The organism is Shewanella sp. SG41-3, from assembly GCF_014164545.1.
Lineage (GTDB): Bacteria > Pseudomonadota > Gammaproteobacteria > Enterobacterales > Shewanellaceae > Shewanella > Shewanella vesiculosa.
In genome coordinates this window covers 390387-408846 of record NZ_JACJFJ010000003.1, presented here as the reverse complement: position 1 = coordinate 408846, position 18460 = coordinate 390387, and the positions used below count along the sequence as shown (strand labels likewise).

Below are 18460 nucleotides of genomic sequence, written 5' to 3'. Positions count from 1 at the left end.
GTCAAATAAATGAGATGCACATTCATAAAGCTGATCGGCGCATTTTAGCATAAGTTGGCTTGTTAGCCTGTAATACATGGCGTCTGAGTAAACTTTATCATCTGTTGATGGCTTCTAGAGGCGGTTCAGCTATCTGTTACCTGTAATGTTCAATCATTAAAGCTGTTTAAAGCCATCGCGATATCATGAGTCGCTTGTTTAGCGCGCGCACTGAGTTTTGTGATTGAAATAAAGCCATGCATGCAATCGTCATAATGCTGGTGTTGTGTATTGATGCCTGCCGCTTTTAGGCGCTGGGCATATGCAATGCCGTCGTCTCTTAATGGATCGTAACCTAGGGTTAATATGTAGCTTTTTGGCGATTCGCTGATGTCTTTTGCCTGTAGTGGGCTCACTAATGGCAGGGTGACTTCGTCGAGAGAATTCAAATAATGCAGCCTGAAATAATCCATTAAATCGCGGGTGAGTATTAACTGCTTATTGAAACGGCGATAAGACTCGGTCAAACCTTGCAAGTCGACCATTGGGTAGATCAAAAATTGAAATGCAGGTGTTACTTTGGCCTGTACTGGTAGTGACGTTTGTAATGAATTTAAGCCGATAATACAAGCCAGATATCCGCCTGCGCTATCACCACCCACACCGATATATTGTGGATTGATCTTCAGTTGTTGATGATTGTCATTGATATAGTTCCACGCCTCGATGGCATCACAAATCGGGATTGGAAATTTATGTTCTGGGGCCAGTCGATAGCCAACTGAGATGATGTTCATCTTGCCGTGTTTAGCCAGATAGCGGCAAAAGTGATCGTGGGTGTTAATACTGCCAATAACGCCGCCGCCACCATGAAAGTACACTAAGGTTTTTTGAGGCTTGTTAGCGCTAGGACAGTAAATGCGTAGCTTGATGGTGTTATTGATGTGCAGGTTATCAGCTGTGTCTGTGGCATCGCCGCGATGATTCGTGCTCACTGGAATGACTAACTCGCCAATCTTGTCCATTTCAATTTTAGTCAGCCCAAGTACTCGATCCATCGCTAGAAATACATACCTGAATAATGTTACTGGCAATTTGTATAACGGCGCTAATGATAACCACTTGGCGACCATTAATTGTTTAGCTTCAAGCTGGGATGCTTGCAGTGGTTTGCCTGGTAGCGGTTCGTTTAGTGATGATGTTGGTTGATTAAGGTTATCCATTTCTATGGCCTTTTTATTATTGTTAACTGATTAGAACCACATGTTTATCGACTTAACCACTTCATCACCAAGCGATTGATAAACGTAGGTGATACGTTACTTAATCGATGCAATAGGCCATAAAAAACACTGACCGTTCTATGGGTTTTAGGGTGTTTCACTTGTTTATCAATCACAGCGACTACGTGTTCAGCAGTAATGTTCACACCGAGTCGTTGCATGACTTTGGCGGTGTGTTTCTGTGCCTTAAGCATATTGGTTGCCACAAAAGGCGGCATGACATCACATACTCTTATGCCGTACTTTTGCCACTCAAGTTCCAGCGCCTCGGTAAGCGCTTTTACGGCAAACTTACTCGCCGAATAGCTGGCTAATTCTGGTACGCCATAATCGCTACTGGCTGATGACATATTGATAATAGTACTCGTGCCAGTATTTTTTAAATATGGCAATGCAGCATGACACAGATTCATGACCCCGATGACATTGACACTTAATGTACGCTGATGATGTTCTATAGAGATGTCTTCAAATGGGCCAATTTCCAATATGCCGGCATTGTTAAGTAATACCGCCAAGCAATGATTATGTTCCGCACAAAATGTAGCCATAGCGTGTTGTACTTGTGACACATCAGTGACATCCAGCTGAAACAAGCGTATTCGAGTTCTATCCCATATTTCGGTGGCTTGTGTTAATTGCGCTAAATTGATGTCGGCCATACCGACCCAATAGCCCTTTTTATGAAAGTGCCGAGCAGCGGCTAAGCCAATCCCTGAAGCCGCGCCAGTAATAAATATCGTGTTGTTATTCATGATAAAACCTGGTTACTTTTAGTACGAGTGAATCAGTACAAGTGAAAAGGTGGCTAAGCCAATTAGAATGACCGGGTATTAAGGTGTTCCATCTGCGGCTGTTTCATTTCATCAACCCAGCGCTGCCAAGTGTAGGGCCATAAAATGGGGTCGCCATCGGCATCTAAATACCAGCTTTGGCATCCTCCAACCCAGCTAGTGCCCTTTAACCCTTCTTTTACGTAGGCATTAAAATCGTCAATGGCTTGTTGTTTGGCTTCAAACTCATCAAATTGATGCTCACGCCATTTATCGATCAATTTAATCACGTAGTCAGTTTGAACCTCGCTCATGGCGATAACCGAAAAGTTACCAATGGGGGTGTTGGGGCCGAGCATTAAAAAGAAGTTAGGGTAGTCGCTGAGTAACATTGACCGATATGCTTTAATTTTATGAGCCCACGCCTTATCAATGTGCAAATTGTTGCGGCCAATTAGATTCATTGGGCGCATAAAATTAAATGCATTAAACCCTGTCGACAGCACCAATACATCGAGGTCATGGTGTGTACCGTCTTTAGTGATAATGCCTGTTGCAGTTATGCGTTCAATGGCCTCTGTTATTAACTCAGCATTGGGTTTTTGAATGGCTTTATAAAAAGTGGTGTTGATAATGACCCGTTTGCAGCCTACTTGATAATGAGGTCGCAGCTTTTCGCGTAAAGTTTGGTCTTGAATGCTTAATCTTAAGTTGGCTTTACACAAAAAATTTAACACATGTTTTTGGATAAAGTGTCCAGTTACTGCTTTGGTAAAAAAATGTTCTAGAAAAAACTTACCGGTATTGCGATGAATTTTGGTAATGATGGGAAAGCGAGCCATCAGTTTGCGGCTGGTTTTTGAAAAGGTAAAATCGGGTAAGTGCATTAACCATTGTGGTGTGCGCTGAAAAACCGAGACCTTAGCACCAGTATTAATCAATTCAGGAATGGCTTGTGCCGCCGTTGACCCAGTACCGATTACCCCAACCCGAGTTGAGGCAGATATATCGACGTCGTGGTTCCATTGGGCGGTATGAAATGTGGTGCCTTTAAAATCAGCTAATCCAGGAATGTCTGGAAATTGCGGATGGTGCAAAATGCCTGTGGCACACACAATAAAATCAGCGATATAGGTTTGCTGTTGGCTGGTTTTTACTGTCCATTTGCCATTGGCATAGTGTGCATCGGTAACCGCTTCGTTAAAGCGTATGTCTCGTTTAACCTCATACTTATCTGCCACATGCTCAAAATATTGTTTAATCTCTGGTCCATGGGCGAAAAATCGGCTCCAATTTGGATTGGGTTCAAATGAATAGGTATACATGTGAGCGGGTACATCACAGGCCGCACCTGGATAGGTATTTTCGCGCCACGTTCCGCCCACAGAGCCTTTTTTCTCCAGCACTACAATGTCAGTAATACCAGCTTGACGCAGTTTGATGGCCATTAAAATGCCCGTCATACCTGCACCAATGATCACCACCGCAGGGTTTCGTTTAACTTGGGTCATGCGGACCTCAATGATTGTTATTTTTAATTATGACTTTGAATGGCCATTTAGCTACACGATCATTCAAAGATTGTTAACCAATGATGTTATCTGTCCAGCATAGGAAATTGGGCTTGATTGATCTAGCGTCTAAATAGACGTATATTTGTGATTTTAAGACATTACGGCTATCAATTATGACATTTCGCAGTATTACCAGTGTGCAGATTATCGTTGCCCATGGCATTGAGCTGGGTATTGATGAGAATGTTTTACTGCAAGGGTCGGGTTTAACCAGTGCTCAATTAGCTGACCATGAGCGGCTGATTGAAGATAAGCAAGAGTTACAGGTGTTAAATAACCTAATGCTTACTACTCAATGCCCAGTTAAAGTAGGAATGGAATTAGGCTGCCGTTATCACCTGACCAGTTATGGCATTATGGGGTATGCCCTGTTGGCCAGCAGTACTGCGAGAAAGGCGATTGAATTTGGCTTGCGGTATCTAGATTTAACCTATGTTTTTTCTCAGATAACATTAACTGAGCTTAACGACGATTTATCCTTAAGGTTCTCGTGCGACATTGCAGGTAAGTTAGGTGAGCTCGTATTAGTCAGAGACATGTTGGGCGCGGCGATGATCCAACGAGAAGTATTTGAACGTAACGGCTTACCGATAAAATTGCAGTTTATGTCGCCTCAGCCTGTAGGCTTGTGCCTAGCAGATATAAAGCAAAAACTCGGAGCTGAAATTCAATTTAATGCCAATTATAATGGCTTTTCTGGACTAGCCCCGCTATTGGATTTGCCCTTGGTAAAAGCCAATGAAGCCACCGCCAGATTATGTGAAGCGCAATGCAGCCAGTTACTGCAACAAAAACAAAACTGGAAACCTATCGCCAAGTTGGTCAAAGACACCTTAGTGCACTTAGGCTTAACAGCATCAATGGAAGACATCGCCCAGCATTTAGCCCGTACGACTCGCACTTTACATCGTCAACTCAAACTAGAACAAACCAGTTGGCGCCAAGTACGTGATGATGTGCGTTTTGGCATCGCTGAGGAACTGCTGCTAAAGCCGATGCAACTTGATGAAATTGCTGAGCGACTTGGTTTTAGTGATGGGGCTAATTTTAGCCACAGCTTTAAGCGCTGCAAAAACATTACCCCAAGCCAGTATCGCAAGCAGGCAACAAAACAGCGATAGCCAGCTGTTCTTCATAGCTAAAGGCTAGCTAGAATCTCAAGCCTTAGACCTTAGGCTTTAGACCTCAAATCTAAAGACTCTTACCTAGAACTTAGAGCTTAGAACAAGTGGCTGTTAGCCAGAACCTGCTTTCTATGACTGCATCACCTCATGTTTAATTACAGAACTGCCTTTCACATGGAACTCCATCGTTATTTCCGTCCATCTGTGTACCTGGGCAGTTACGGATATAAAAGGTTGCTTCTGCACATGAGCGCATTTGGCTACAGTGGGTTTTACCAGCTTCGCATCTGAACTGTGGTTGTAGATTGATTGAGCTTGGTTTTGATACGGTTGGTGTCCACTGCATCTGCTCAACATCTTCATTGGTCAGCACTGGCGTAGCGGTCATTTTTTGATATTGTTTATAACCGAAAATACCAACCCCAAGCAGGATAATAAGCATGATTACGCGCCCAAATACTGGGCTTGAGCGGTAGTTGTCGTCATGATGAGATGGGCTTTTTCGATGATGTTGACTGGTGTGAGACGCTGGACGAATGCTGTTGGACACCACCGCGACGCCTTCTATACTGGCTTTTACGGCTTTGACTTTACCGTCGGGCTGGTTCTCACGATGAAATAGGATCTCATCGCCAACAATGGGCTTTCTGGCCATGTGTTTTAAGGTTGAAATGTGAATAAAGACATCTTGATTATCACCGGTTTCTGGCTTGATAAAACCAAAGCCTTTTTCGGTATTCCAACGAACCGATACCAATCCGCATTGAAGTTTGCTCTTTTAGCGAAAATTATTAGTGTGCTATTCGAGACAGTCATTTGAGGGCATGGTTGCTCCACGTCAAAAATGACTAACAAAGAAGAGTGCCCTAATAAATTCGCCCTTCGGGGCGGTGTCATAACACCAATTACTACCTCAAATGCCTTAAATGTAGCTTGCTACACCAGCAGTCATTTGAATTGTACTTGGCACTTTGACGCCGCCTAAAATAGATCACACTTCAATAAGGATTGGTATAATGCCTCTTTCCATGGCGATTCTTTCCTTGATGGTCATTCAGTTATTAAAAAATCATACTTTAGAATCATGCTTTTAAATCAGTAACATAATACCTACAATCACAGTGTTTTAGCCAGTTATTTGATTGGACTTTGTGAGCGGTCGATAAAACATAGTCGATATGTTTACCTACTCAGGGAAAAAATGAATTGATATCGACTTGGGCAATGTATCAACTTGCTACAACAAAAACGTGGTGTTATTTAAGATTAAGTTTAACGTGTATATAGACGGTATTATTTTTAATGAATTGACCAACACAACAATAGAGGGGGCTACTGATGAATGATGAGCAATACCAAAAAGGACTTGAGGTACGTCGCAAGGTGATGGGGGATGCTTATGTCGATAAAGCGCTCAGCAATGTCACTGATTTTACCCAGCCACTGCAAGACTTAGTGACCGCAAATTGTTGGGGAGAAGTCTGGGTTCGTGATGCTATTTCTAAGCAAACTCGCAGTCTTATCACTATTGCCACACTGGCGGCTTTAAAAGCTCCAACTGAATTAAAAGGTCATGTTAGAGGGGCATTACGTAATGGGTGTTCCATTGCTGAAATTCAGGAGGTATTACTGCATTCAACAGTCTATTGCGGCATGCCAGCGGGAATTGAAGCCTTTCGGGCAGCAAAAGAAGCGATAGAGGAATGGGCTATAGAAAATAGCTAGCACTGAGTTATCTATTAACTTTTTAGCCCAAATGATTGTGTGTAAAAGCACTAATCTTTTTTTAGATTGTTACGTATAACAGGATCTAATACTTATCCAAAAGGACTTAAAATGCGTTATTTAATGATTATTGCAAGCTTATTACTGCTCAGCGCTTGCAGCACGAGTTATCCAAATCAGGCCATTACTGGGCAAACTTTTCCATCGGTGTCAGGCCAAAATCTTGAAGGGCAATCTATGACCTTGCCTGATGATTTAAAAGGTGAAACTGCGCTATTACTGATCGGTTATAAACAAGATTCACAGTTTGATATTGATCGCTGGTTAATTGGCTTAGACATGACCGAAACGCAAGTATCGGTATTTGAAGTGCCAACCATACAGGGATTGTTTCCTAGAATGTTCAGCACCTTTATAGACAGTGGTATGCGTGCAGGCATCCCTAAGCCACTTTGGAAAGGTGTTGTTACTGTCTATAAAGATGGTGAAAAAGTACAAGCATTTACCGGTAATGAAAAACCAAACAATGCGCGGGTGGTGCTATTAGATGGCCAAGGTAAAGTGATTTACTTTTATGACCAAGGCTTCTCTGTTGATGCACTTAATCAGTTAAGAGCCTTGCTTTAATCGCGCAAAAGGTAGTGTATAAATCGATCGAGATATCAATTATATCAGCCTCTTTACTGCCATATTTGAGACCAGTAAGTGACATCTTGATAAAATATGACCTGATATATATCAACAATATGATGGCCGTGATGATTTGCTAAATGCTTTATTGAGTTTGTATCGTTGGAGCTTTGCTCATAAAAGTCTCTGGTTAGCGTTAAATGAGGCTAATGAGGTCTAAATATCTTCGACTGGGTTGTAATCTCATCGGTTATCACTAATTATCTAAGCGCTGCTAAGTTTGCAGCTCTCAATTGAGGACTTTGCCATGCTGTACGATTTGACTGTAGTGCAATTCAGCAAAATGCTGAATAACTTAAATAATATTCTTGATAAGGCCGAGGTATTTGCCGCCTTTAAAAAGGTCGATATGGCAGTATTGCTGAACTCTCGCTTAGCGGCAGATCAATTTAATCTTACTCGCCAGATTCAGATAGCCTGTGACACGGCTAAAGTTGGTGTTGCCAGATTAACCGGTAATTTAGAGACTATGCCTAAGCATGATGATACTGAAACGACACTTGAAGAGTTGCGTCAACGCATTGCTTCAGTCATTGAGTATATTAATGGTTTTAGCGAAGCCGACTTCGCTCACGCTGCCACTATCCATGTGTCACAACCTCGCTGGGCAGGTAAATATCTAACAGGCTATGAATTTGCTATTGAACATGCCATTCCTAATCTCTATTTTCATGTCACTACGGCCTACGCAATATTGCGCCACAACGGTGTTGAAGTGGGTAAGAAAGACTACTTAGGTGATATGCCTTATAAAGTCCCTGTTATTTAGTAAAGTACTCGTTATCGGCTATTGAGGATACATCCACTAATGTAGCGTTTGTATCCTTTAATAGCTGCGCCCAGAAGCCACTGTCTAAGCCATGTATTGACTTGCTTTTTACACTAGCTTTTGGGCATTTTTGTTTTACTCAGATGATTTAATTCGCTATTACTCTGCTCAATAATCAATTGTTTATTTGCATTTGATGCGGTAATTTTTTGGCGTAGCAACTGAATCAAGGTTGGCGCAATAGAGGCTAAAATCATGCCACACATCAATAAATATTGATGTGGTGTGTATGATTCACCCATTAACACAAAACCACAGGCAATACCTGCTATTGGGTTGGCTATGCCGCCAAAAGTAAAGTCGACAACCGACATTCGTTGCAATAACCACACATACATACTGTAACCGAGTACAGTGTTGAGTAATATTATCCAGCTTATGCCGAAGCCATTAGTCAGACTAAATTGCTTGACCACACTGAGATATTGTTCAGGTGAAAATAGTGCCTGAATGCCTGCGGCAACCAATAATAATGCTCCGCCGATAATGAGCTGCCAGGTAAGTATGGTCCACCAATGAATGCGTGAGCCCAGTGCTTTGGTGATCGTGCTGCCGATAATAATACAGCTAATAGCCGCCAGCATCGCCATTAACCCAATAGGATTTAAACTAATAGTGCTGGGGTCAAATAGCATCCACGCTAGAGCAATTAAGATCGCGCCACAAAAGGCTTGCGGCAGATTAGGGCGTTTTTTACTGCTTACCCAATGAAATAGCATCGCGAAAACGGGCACTGAAATCATCCCTATACCAGAGATGGCCGACGGAAGTGTTAGTGCCATAATAAATATTAAACTGAAAAACACCGCAATATTAATCGCACCGAGTTTTATCAAAATAGACCAGTCGGCTTGTTGGGGCTTAGTCGGTTTGATTGCCAATAAAATGAGTCCAGCAGGCAATGCACGCAGAGCACCGAGTAATAACGCTGGCCAGTCAGGTAAAGTGAGCTGGGTCATCGCATAAGTGGTACCCCAAAAAAAGGCTGGGATCATGGCGAGTAAAATATTCATAAACTACCTTAGCATTAAATATCTTCATATAAAGATAAGTGTCAATTCTGGACTGCTAAGTTATCTTTGTAAAGTATCTTTTTATGAAGTATCTTTATGTTAAGTATTTTGTAAGTGATTCAATCGTTAAGATTAAGGGTGTTAAATGGAGGATATCGATAGAGTTGTGGCGCAGTGGGGTGAACAGAAGCCGCATTTAGATACTGCACCAATGGCAATACTTGGGCGTTTTTTACGTTTACAAAAACACATTGAAGCTGAAATATCTACTTGTCATAAATTGTTTGGCCTGACCATGGGGGAATTTGATGTACTGGCTACATTACGACGTGCAGGCCTGCCTTATACCTTAACCCCTTCAGTGCTTTTGTCATCTATGATGTTAACCTCTGGCGCGATGACAAATCGCTTAGATAAACTAGAATCTAAAGATTTAATTGCACGTGTACACAGCACTGAAGACAGGCGTAGCGTATCCGTAGCTTTGACTGAAAAAGGACTTGCCACGATAGATGAAGCGATTGAGGCACATGTCCGCATTCAACATCAGCTGGTGGCAAACCTTTCAGATTCTGAACTACCCGAGCTCAACCAATTACTCAAAACTTGGTTAGCTGGCTTTGAAGGCAATTAATAGCGGCTGTGATCAGATAACCCCAGATTGGGAGAATAAACGATTATCACACAGCCCTTTGTGCTGCTAACTTCGTTGTATTGACTTGTCATCGATCCGCTATTAATACAGTTATTAATATTTGGAGATGCCTTGTTAGCAAAACAAATAGCAATTTTGATATAAAATTGGTGAAATATTCTGATTTTAGCTTATTTATCCCTCTCCTTAACCCGAATTTGGGTTAAACAGTCAGCTTCTTAAGATGCTGGTATTTTTTGTCAGTGCATTTTGAAAGGCTGTGTTGCGATTTAGCCACTTTACATTTTAAAAAGCCGTTGATGATTGTTAGCTATTCTGTTCATTGGCTTTATAGGTTTTAGATATATACAAAGGTTATGTAAGTATAACCAACAGCTAGAGGTTAATGAATGAGTTGTTTACCAATAAACTCATAAGTTAATGAACCGCAGTTATTTATGTTGCATTCTTGTTTCTGCATCTGTATTTTTCCTCTACATTATTGCATAATGCTGAGTCTTTTATTTAGACAAACGTATTAATTATGACGAACATTGTGTCGGCTTGTATTTATAGTTGAAAAGTCGGTAATGATTTTGTCTCTAAGCAATGCCAGTGGCAGCATTGCTGGTAGTTATTAAAAATAAATGGATGTTATTAATGTTTAAAACTAAATCTAGTGCTTGGCTGGCAATGTTCGGTCTTCTTGTATCAATAAAATCTTATGGCGTTGTCTTTGACGAAGCGCAAACAAATGTTATTAAAGATAAAATGCAGCATAGTATATCTGTTTCTAATATTGGTTTGGTTGAAGAAGGCCGTATTCATAATATCAATAAAGTTTATTCTGCTGGCAGGATTGCGGTTGGAACAGAATCAAAATATATTCATAACTTCTTGGCAAATAGTGATAACACTATTAGTTATTATGGTAAGCAAGCTCTGGTTACTGATGATAATTACTACGGTATTAATATTACGTTGAGCCCGGATGGCAAGTTTTTGTATGTAATATCTATAATTGACTCATCTTATCAATTGACTGTAATGAAGTTCGATGTCGATACAAAATATTGGGTTGAGCAGTTCAGCTATAGTGCGCTAAATGGACAAACTATTACAAATAATGATGTTATTGAAATATCAGAAAGTGGTAATTATCTATTTATCAGAAACCAATATGAACGGTATGTTTCGATAACAAAACGAGACGCTGCCACTGGCGAACTTGTTGCAGTAAAATTACTAGGTGATAGCGATAATATTCCATCACAGATAGATGATATTGAATTTGATGATAGTAATAATATTTTATTACTATCTGGTGAAGGCCGAGATTACAATTCGACAGATCCTCTCGTTGCTTATCAATTAAATCCTATTGACAATACCGTTGCGGAAATTTCTCGAGTCTCACGGAATAGCAGTTATCAATCAATTTCAAATATATTGTATGACCAGTCTACAGGTAATATATTTACTTCAGACAATAATGAAATTACGGTATATCGTCTAGATGTGGCAGGAGAGACATTGACACTCAAGTATAATGCTAATTCATACATTGCTTTCAATACAAATTCATATATTTCTTCAGCATCACTTTCTCTGGTTGGTAGTAAATTGTTAGTTCAAAGAACTAGTAATACAGGCAAGCTTTATAACTTCAACGATGGTGTATCACCCTCTTTTACGTTGGATAAAACGGTGGCAACAAATGTGTTACTTAGTTCTCTTAGTCGAGGAGATAAACTTGGCTGGAGACTAAACAATGAGAAAGTTGAGCTCTATGCATCTGCTGATAATTTTTATGATTACAGCAAAGTAAGTAGCATAAAAGATGGCCAGCAAAATTTACCTCACTTGGCCAATGGCTATAGCCGTAATGTGTTTATTGAGTCGTTGGGGATTATAGTTGTCATAGATGCAGATGGTATTACGTCGATTAGTGCTGATCCAGCGGCAAAGACATCGTTATTTTCTGCAAATTGGACCCAGTTTGGTATTGGGCAGAATGTTACGCCTGATATTCAGAGCCTATCTGTTCATGGTGATGAGATATTCATCGCGGGACGTAACTTTTCCGATAACAACTATTGGGAAAATAATAAGTATATAGCATTGAAAGTGGCTGTCGATGGAACTGTTTCAGGTGGACTTAAGTCTCTTATATCATCAGGTAATCCATTATATTACACAGATAATGCCGTATTTAACAAAGCTAATAATTTAGCAATATTCAGTAACGAAGATAACAATTATATCTTCGTTAGTATTGATGCGGATAACAATGCTACCTTGATTGATGTACTTGATACCTCTCTTTTAGGGAATAGCTATTATCGTCAGGTAGGCTTTGTTGGTGGCAAGCCGTATGTGTGGGACAGAAGTGCATCGAAACTTTACTGGATCGATTTAGACCTCGCTAATAAGGATGTTGATGTAGAAGAAGTCATTGACCTTTCTGGTTCAGTTCCTACTGAGTCATCGGTATTGGCAAATGAGGGCAACATCTATTTCGTTAGTCGTGACGCGATAAGCAGTTATAAGGTTAATACTGATTTTAGCTTGTCATTTATGTCGGTTTCTTTTATTTCAGGCATTAATAACCATAATTTGGTGTTTGTCTCACAGGACTATGTGGTAAGTACCGATTATTATGCTCTTTATACATATGCGGTGGACAGAGATAGCGGTAGTTGGAAGTTACTTGCAACTACTCCAGCCAGCGATTATGGAATATCATATTTTCAGAACTATAACGTATTTTATGCCGATGGCTTGAAGCAGAAAGCTATTTTTGGTGCACAAGCGGGCGACTCAGCCGTTGGATTTATGATTGCCGACTTCTCCTCAAGTCCAGTATTGAAGGCCGCTATAATGCCTGTATTGGCAAACGAGGGAGAAAAGGTTGAGCTGAATATCGCCGATTTTGTTTTTGACGCTGATAGTGATGATGTACTTACTTATAGCCCTACTAGTCTTCCCGCTGATGCAATGTTGAGTGAGACGGGTCTGCTTACCCTTGAAACCAAAAGTAGTGACTCAGGTGATTTAAATATCTTGGTGACTGACAGCAGAGATATGACATTGACAATATTAGTGCCTTTCTATGCTAACACTGCGCCTCTTATAGGGACCATCGATAAGTACTGGGTTAATCCTGGCGAAAATATTGTTTTGGATCTCGCTGGTTCAGTTACCGATCCTGAAGGGCAGAGCTTCACTTTTGCTAAAGATGATGGCTCCGAGCTTGAGGTTAATCCCCATGGTTTGGTTTATGGGAAATTGATCGCTGCCGGCGAACACAAGGTGCTGGCGACAGTGACAGATAGTCTTGGGGCTAAGGCATCTTTGTCTGCCATAGTTCAAGTCAATTCGGCACCTAAGTCCATCAGCTTGAGTCCTCTTTCTATCAAGACTGCTGAAGCAGTTATTCTAGATGTTGCGAGTTCATTTACCGATGCTGATGGCCATATTATGAGTTTCACTGCTGAAGGGTTACCTGTTGGGATTAGTATCAGTCCGGAAGGCAATGTAACGGGAAGTACTACTACAAGCGGTAAGATGACCGCTTTGGTGACAGCGACGGATTCAATGGGGCTAAGCAGTAATGCGATACTTGTCATTAATGTAACAGATGGGGATTCTGGTGGCGGTAGTTTGGGGTATATTGCGTTATTACTTTTACCTTTAGCACTACGTCGGAAATTTTATTAAGTACTTTTATCAATAATTTTACTGGTCAATAGTCGATCTATTTTAAGCGATTTTTTAAGCTTGAATCACAGGCGATAAACATAGTGACTGGTGATACCGTAAATAATCCTCCATATAGGGGGATTACTTAATAACTAAGGTGTTGTTTAAGGTTAAGTTGACGGTGTGGTCCAACACTACTCTCGATATTATAAAAATGCGGTTTATTCACTCTATCACAATGAATAGTTTGGAAAGTATAACTAAGGAATCGCTCGTTCCTAAGCTCCAATAATTAATCAACTCCACAGAGCAAGGTAGTAAGTTAAGTCGGGTTTCGTTAAACGGCAATATGAATCTGCTGCTGAACTAATTCACTTCCGCAGTTAATAGAAGCCCACCAACTTATAGAGCGATAGAAAAAGAACTTAATAGTTACGATTTCTCGAACTCTGAAATAAAAAGACAATTCAAACTGTTTATGCAGCGCGTTAGTAACAAACCGATGAAAGCAAAAAACGGCCAGCATCTTAGGATACTGGCCGTTTTTGTTTATGCGTTTTGTAATAGCTTAGCGCTTATGGTTGTAGCTGTGCTTTTGCCGCTTCAACTTTAGAAAAATCTAAGCCAAGTTCTACAACTGCTTCTTTGATTAAAGCTGGGTTTTGCATCACCATGCCCATTAGCTGTTGTAGCTTTTCCGCAGGAATGCCTAATTGACCAATAGTTGCCATTGCTGCAAATGGGTTTTCAGTTAACGTCTGGAACAGCTCATTAATTTGTACGTCACTGATATTGTGTTCTTTGAAGATGGCAATAATAGGATTCATTGCGTTACCTTGTAAATGTTAATTGAGTAAGCTGTGATTTTATCATGATTTAGTCTGTAGAGGGCAAGATAGCGATTGCACAATCTTACTGACAAAATGATTCAGCAGGTTTTGACTTTGGTTAGTCTCTTAGCAAGATTGAACTGAGTGTCGTTTATACGTTACATCATTCGATAAATGATTGAGTTTACTACTCCGGTGTTTATACTGTTCTCGTTTTAGCGTGTTGCTTTGCTGATTTAAGACTACTTTTTATATGGATTTGTTACGGACGTTGATATGGATATTGAAACCCTCTGCACTGTGTTAGTGCTGCTCCAACCCCTTGTTGTATATTATGCCTTTTATAAAAATACTGGCGTAACCACCAAAGATAATGAGTTTAATCAATCTTTTTTGGTAATTTCTCCTAGTTTTGCCTTCTTTTATTTAGACCAATATTGGTATGCACTCAGTTTGCTGGTTGGCGTGGCATTGCTCGGTTTGTTATTGGCAATGATAGTGGATCGTAAAGCCAGTCATCCGATTGATTACGGCGGGCTGGTTTCATTTATGCTTGCTTGGTTGATTATATTTGGTATAGGTCATTGGATTGCAGGTTTCTTCCCCGACTCAAGCAGTACTGAGGTTGACGATACAATAGCGCTGACTGATATCACGCAAGGGGGTTATTCAGCATTAACCAGTTCACTGTATTACTTCTTGATTATGCTGGGAGTGTTTTTTGTCCGTATTATAGAGAAAAAATATTTCACAAAGGATAATCTCAGTAGTTTGTTGTTGTTTATCAGCAGTGTTGTTGGTGGCGTGTTACCTATGGTGGGTGACTATTTTATCTTGAGCATAGTGATAAACTTTTTTATCTTATTTTATATGAGTGTCGCCATTATTCGCTTGGATGATACCGGTCCTTCAAGTGGTTCGGTGACTTTTATATTTAGTTATCTATTTATGATGGGGGCTAGCTTAGCCATCATGATAAAAGGCGGGTATTGGCTTTACAGCTTGATGAGTTAACTGCGGCATGATCGATAGGCTGCATGTTATTAACTAGAGTCGATAGTCCCAAAAAAAAAGCCAGAACACATATGTAGATGTGTTCTGGCTTTTTTAGTTAGTTTTAATCAATGGTATTAGCCATCAACTTTGTACAATAAGCAACCTGCTATGGTTTCTCGACCTGACAACGTACTTGCGATAATTTGACCGTCTTGCCGGTTTGTACATGACGTAATAGGCAATTATCGCCTTGTTTTAACAGTTGCACTGCGTCCGGAATTTCAGTGCTGCGCCCCATGATCAATAAGCCGTTAGCATCTTTATGCTGAGCACGCTCAATCACTTCTTGGCTGTATTGAGTAAAAGCCTTATCGGCGATTAATACATTGCTGGCGTCCAGTAAGCTTGCTATCGCTTGTTGTAATTCAGCGTGGGTTTGGCTGCTAGGGTTTGTCAGCATTGCCGCTTGTAACGGTAATGGCGCCTCTTTTGCTGTCGCCCCACAGCCGCTCACTGTCAATACTGCCAGAATACCAATGAATTGCTTTTGCATTATTGCTCCAAAGCCAATGGCGTGAGAATACGGTTGTTTTTCAGTACATTTTGGTTGCGCGTGTCTTGCAACATAAAGCCTGGATCGACAAAGGATTCTCGAGCTGGCGCGCGTGCTACAGCTGAAGCCGTCGCTGGGCAGCGGTTATTATTGCGATAAAACAATGCTGCACTGAGAAGTCTTTCGTTGGTATCACCCAAAGCATGTCCAAGATCATCTTCTAGAACACAACCTGGCACTTCACTGTCTAGGGTAGGATTGGCTGATGGTATAAATCCGTCAGAATACTCACCAAAGCCTTTGTCATTAACCCCTTTAAACTGAATGGTAAAGTAGGTTGTGGCACAGTTACTGGTTGGGTAAAAGCCATAAGGCTTACCGCAGGTTGTATCACCCAATTGAATTACCTCAATATTAATGCCGCGAAGGGCATTCATTAAGGCTTCGCTGGCAGAACAGGTGCCAGGGGTTGTTAATACAAATACTCGCTTAAGGTTTAGCGTGGGCAGCGATAATCCACTGCGCAGTAATGAAGTGTTAAAGCCGATTGATTCTGAAATAAACGGCATCGGCGAGAGTGCTTCACGCGTTACTGGGTTAATGTTGGGGTACTTGTTGTTAAAGCTAGTTTGTTCAAACACCCGGTTAGTTGTGGCGTTATCACCCGCAATCATGTAGCCCAGTTGGCTGGCAAGTGCTAATAATCCACCGCCGTTATAGCGAATATCCAATACTAAGTCGTCTACTTGTGCGTTGCTCAGTAACGTCATGGCATCGTATAAGCCTTTTTCGGCCGTCGCGATGTGAGAGTTAAATTGTAGATAACCCACTTTGCCATTAGTCGTTTGAATGGTTTTAGTATTTTGCACTGGCGTTGATACGATTGTGCCTGCCGATAGTGTCACTGTGCGGTCGGTTTGGGCATTTAAATCTCGCACGGTAAACACAGTTTGTTTACCAGTGGCATCGGGAAATAAACCTGCATTTAAAGTATCGATACTGTCGCTATCATTGGCATTTGCTACGCTAACACCGTCCACCGATACAATAATGGCACCACGACTAATACCTGCATTGCTTGCCGGCGTGTTTGGCTCGTTGAAGGCCACAGTCACTTGTCGTGACACACCTGCCGATGCATTACGTAAATTTAGCGTCATGCCATAACCAACAGAGGCCCCAGATCCATTGAGTAATTCCCATTCTGCTGTCGGCATAGAAAAGTGAAAGTTATCTTTGAGGTTGCCTGTGTCTGACAATTCGTCGGTTTTAAGTAGTTCAAAATACTCGGCAACGCTATATGGTGCCGGATCGCGATCAATAATTTCGTCATACCAAAGGTAAGTGTCATCGCTCCACGACCGCAACCACAATTTTTGTGTTAAGGGGACACTGCACTGATTGGCTAATGTCGAGTAGTTAGCAAATTGACCAGCAACCCATTGAGGTGACGTTGAGCCAGTATTGCTATTGTTATCGCCGCTTGATGAGCCGCCACCGCCACAGGCTGTTAGTAACAGGCTGGCGCTGATAATGAATGGGGCGAGAGTGTTGCTTGAGAGTAACTGCATAATAATCCTTTATATACTCAAATATCGTGGTTAATGTTTAATCTTACAATTGACAACTTTATTACAATTGACCTAATTTGTAACTCGGTTTCTTGAGCAATACTAAGATTGATAAACCATGCTATTTGAAGTGTAATGATATTTCTATACGCGGCTACTGGTTGTAATGTTCAGTTCAACCTTAGTACTGTGTTTGTGGTTTCTTGCTACTGTTTTATTGCTTACTCATGTAGATATACTAGATGTCAAAAGCTCCATTTGTATAAAATTGCCACAAGCGGCTGCCAACTTCATTTTGAAAGTTCAACGGCCCTAACCAGAGATATCATTACTATGTTCGACAAATATAAAGTAAAAAAGGCGGGTCAATGCTAATTTCACTTATGCATTTATCTGTATCCCGCCAGCGGCAATATGGCGCATCTGGCATCAAACTACTGTTAATTATTTTAGTGACTATGCTGGTCACAATTGGATTAACGTTTTTTATTATTCGCACTTATATTTTTCCGTCGCCATTAACGCCTGTAACGTTAAATGCCCAAGAAGAGCAAAAGCTGGATCAAAAACTGACCCAGCTTGGTTGGCAAGTTGAACCTAGTCGCCAAGTGAGCCAATCACCTAATTCACGCGAACCAAGTAATCGTGGTCATAACAACGCAGAGCTAACCCCGCAGGCATATCGCGAATTTGATGCCGACCGCCAGGTGACTTTTAGCGAAAAAGAAGTGAATTCAATGATTGGCCGTAATCCTGATTTTGCGCAGCGGGTTGCGATAGATTTTTCAGACAATTTGGCCAGTGCAACCTTGCTGATTTCAATTCCTAAGGACTTTCCTCTGATGGCTGGAGAAATCTTACGGGTTAATACTGGGCTGGACATTCATTTAGATACCAATGGTCGCCCAGTAGTTGCTTTAGTTGGCGTGAGCTTAATGGGCGTGCCTATTCCCAATGCATGGTTGGGTAACATGAAAAACGTCAATCTAGTGAGTGAGTTTGGCGACCGTGGTTTTTGGAATACCTTTGCCGATGGTGTGGATAATATTCAGATTCGTGATGGCGAACTGTCGATCAAACTGCGAAAGTAAATGCTACATATCGGTTTGAAAGCAATGTTATAAGTATGGTGTAAGCAGTGAGCCTGAATATCAAGCTCATTGTTTATTGACCGTTTTTTAAGC

16 protein-coding genes are annotated in these 18460 nt (G+C 41.1%); 8 read left to right on the top strand and 8 right to left on the bottom strand.

Annotation, left to right across the window (positions count from 1 at the left end; translation table 11 throughout):
- Nucleotides 1-149 precede the first annotated feature (149 nt).
- The 3 genes from H5164_RS07835 to H5164_RS07825 form a co-directional block, all read right to left on the bottom strand.
- Nucleotides 150-1202 carry an alpha/beta hydrolase gene (locus tag H5164_RS07835; RefSeq protein WP_182755478.1) on the bottom strand — a complete coding sequence of 351 codons (1053 nt, stop codon included), beginning with the start codon at nt 1200-1202 and terminating at the stop codon, nt 150-152.
- 44 nt (nt 1203-1246) lie between these two features.
- Nucleotides 1247-2017 (bottom strand): SDR family oxidoreductase, encoded by a 771-nt coding sequence (locus H5164_RS07830; RefSeq protein WP_182755476.1) that lies wholly within the window; start codon nt 2015-2017, stop codon nt 1247-1249.
- A 62-nt stretch (nt 2018-2079) separates the two neighbouring features.
- Nucleotides 2080-3546 carry an NAD(P)/FAD-dependent oxidoreductase gene (locus H5164_RS07825; protein ID WP_182755474.1) on the bottom strand — a complete coding sequence of 489 codons (1467 nt, stop codon included), beginning with the start codon at nt 3544-3546 and terminating at the stop codon, nt 2080-2082.
- A gap of 176 nt (nt 3547-3722) precedes the next feature.
- On the opposite strand from H5164_RS07825, the gene H5164_RS07820 reads away from it, so the two are divergent.
- Nucleotides 3723-4730, top strand: a complete 1008-nt coding sequence (locus H5164_RS07820; protein WP_182755472.1) for an AraC family transcriptional regulator — start codon at nt 3723-3725, stop codon at nt 4728-4730.
- Between the two features lie 154 nt (nt 4731-4884).
- Here H5164_RS07820 and H5164_RS07815 read toward each other — a convergent pair whose 3' ends face one another.
- Entirely contained in the window at nt 4885-5490 is a 606-nt protein-coding gene (locus H5164_RS07815; protein ID WP_182755470.1) for an excalibur calcium-binding domain-containing protein, read from the bottom strand.
- A 581-nt stretch (nt 5491-6071) separates the two neighbouring features.
- Here H5164_RS07815 and H5164_RS07810 point away from each other — a divergent pair.
- From H5164_RS07810 to H5164_RS07800, 3 genes are all read left to right on the top strand, one after another.
- On the top strand, nt 6072-6458 hold the full coding sequence (locus H5164_RS07810) for a carboxymuconolactone decarboxylase family protein (RefSeq protein ID WP_124015229.1): 387 nt from the start codon (nt 6072-6074) through the stop codon (nt 6456-6458).
- 111 nt (nt 6459-6569) lie between these two features.
- On the top strand, nt 6570-7085 hold the full coding sequence (locus tag H5164_RS07805) for a hypothetical protein (protein ID WP_124015228.1): 516 nt from the start codon (nt 6570-6572) through the stop codon (nt 7083-7085).
- 310 nt (nt 7086-7395) lie between these two features.
- Nucleotides 7396-7917 (top strand): DUF1993 family protein, encoded by a 522-nt coding sequence (locus H5164_RS07800; protein ID WP_124015227.1) that lies wholly within the window; start codon nt 7396-7398, stop codon nt 7915-7917.
- A 113-nt stretch (nt 7918-8030) separates the two neighbouring features.
- On the opposite strand, the gene H5164_RS07795 is transcribed toward H5164_RS07800, so the two are convergent.
- Nucleotides 8031-8990 carry a DMT family transporter gene (locus H5164_RS07795; protein ID WP_259396766.1) on the bottom strand — a complete coding sequence of 320 codons (960 nt, stop codon included), beginning with the start codon at nt 8988-8990 and terminating at the stop codon, nt 8031-8033.
- A gap of 145 nt (nt 8991-9135) precedes the next feature.
- On the opposite strand from H5164_RS07795, the gene H5164_RS07790 reads away from it, so the two are divergent.
- Together H5164_RS07790 and H5164_RS07785 are read left to right on the top strand one after the other, a co-directional pair.
- On the top strand, nt 9136-9624 hold the full coding sequence (locus H5164_RS07790) for a MarR family winged helix-turn-helix transcriptional regulator (RefSeq protein WP_124015226.1): 489 nt from the start codon (nt 9136-9138) through the stop codon (nt 9622-9624).
- A gap of 615 nt (nt 9625-10239) precedes the next feature.
- Nucleotides 10240-13344: a putative Ig domain-containing protein gene (locus H5164_RS07785; RefSeq protein WP_182755468.1), complete on the top strand. Its 3105-nt coding sequence runs from the start codon at nt 10240-10242 to the stop codon at nt 13342-13344.
- A 557-nt stretch (nt 13345-13901) separates the two neighbouring features.
- Here H5164_RS07785 and H5164_RS07780 read toward each other — a convergent pair.
- Nucleotides 13902-14153, bottom strand: coding sequence for a DUF2999 family protein (locus tag H5164_RS07780; protein WP_124015225.1), 252 nt, complete (start codon nt 14151-14153; stop codon nt 13902-13904).
- A gap of 279 nt (nt 14154-14432) precedes the next feature.
- Between H5164_RS07780 and H5164_RS07775 the strand changes: the two genes are divergently transcribed.
- Complete coding sequence (locus H5164_RS07775; RefSeq protein WP_124015224.1) at nt 14433-15170, top strand: hypothetical protein; 738 nt, start codon at nt 14433-14435, stop codon at nt 15168-15170.
- Between the two features lie 148 nt (nt 15171-15318).
- Here H5164_RS07775 and H5164_RS07770 read toward each other — a convergent pair whose 3' ends face one another.
- Together H5164_RS07770 and H5164_RS07765 are read right to left on the bottom strand one after the other, a co-directional pair.
- Complete coding sequence (locus H5164_RS07770; RefSeq protein WP_182696824.1) at nt 15319-15705, bottom strand: hypothetical protein; 387 nt, start codon at nt 15703-15705, stop codon at nt 15319-15321.
- The gene (locus tag H5164_RS07765) at nt 15705-17276 is read right to left on the bottom strand and encodes a S41 family peptidase (RefSeq protein ID WP_182696823.1); all 1572 of its coding nucleotides are present in this window, start codon (nt 17274-17276) and stop codon (nt 15705-15707) included. The genes H5164_RS07770 and H5164_RS07765 overlap by 1 nt, the downstream gene beginning before the upstream one ends.
- A gap of 368 nt (nt 17277-17644) precedes the next feature.
- Here H5164_RS07765 and H5164_RS07760 point away from each other — a divergent pair, with 368 nt between their 5' ends.
- The gene (locus tag H5164_RS07760) at nt 17645-18367 is read left to right on the top strand and encodes an arginine N-succinyltransferase (RefSeq protein ID WP_182755466.1); all 723 of its coding nucleotides are present in this window, start codon (nt 17645-17647) and stop codon (nt 18365-18367) included.
- Nucleotides 18368-18460 lie beyond the last annotated feature (93 nt).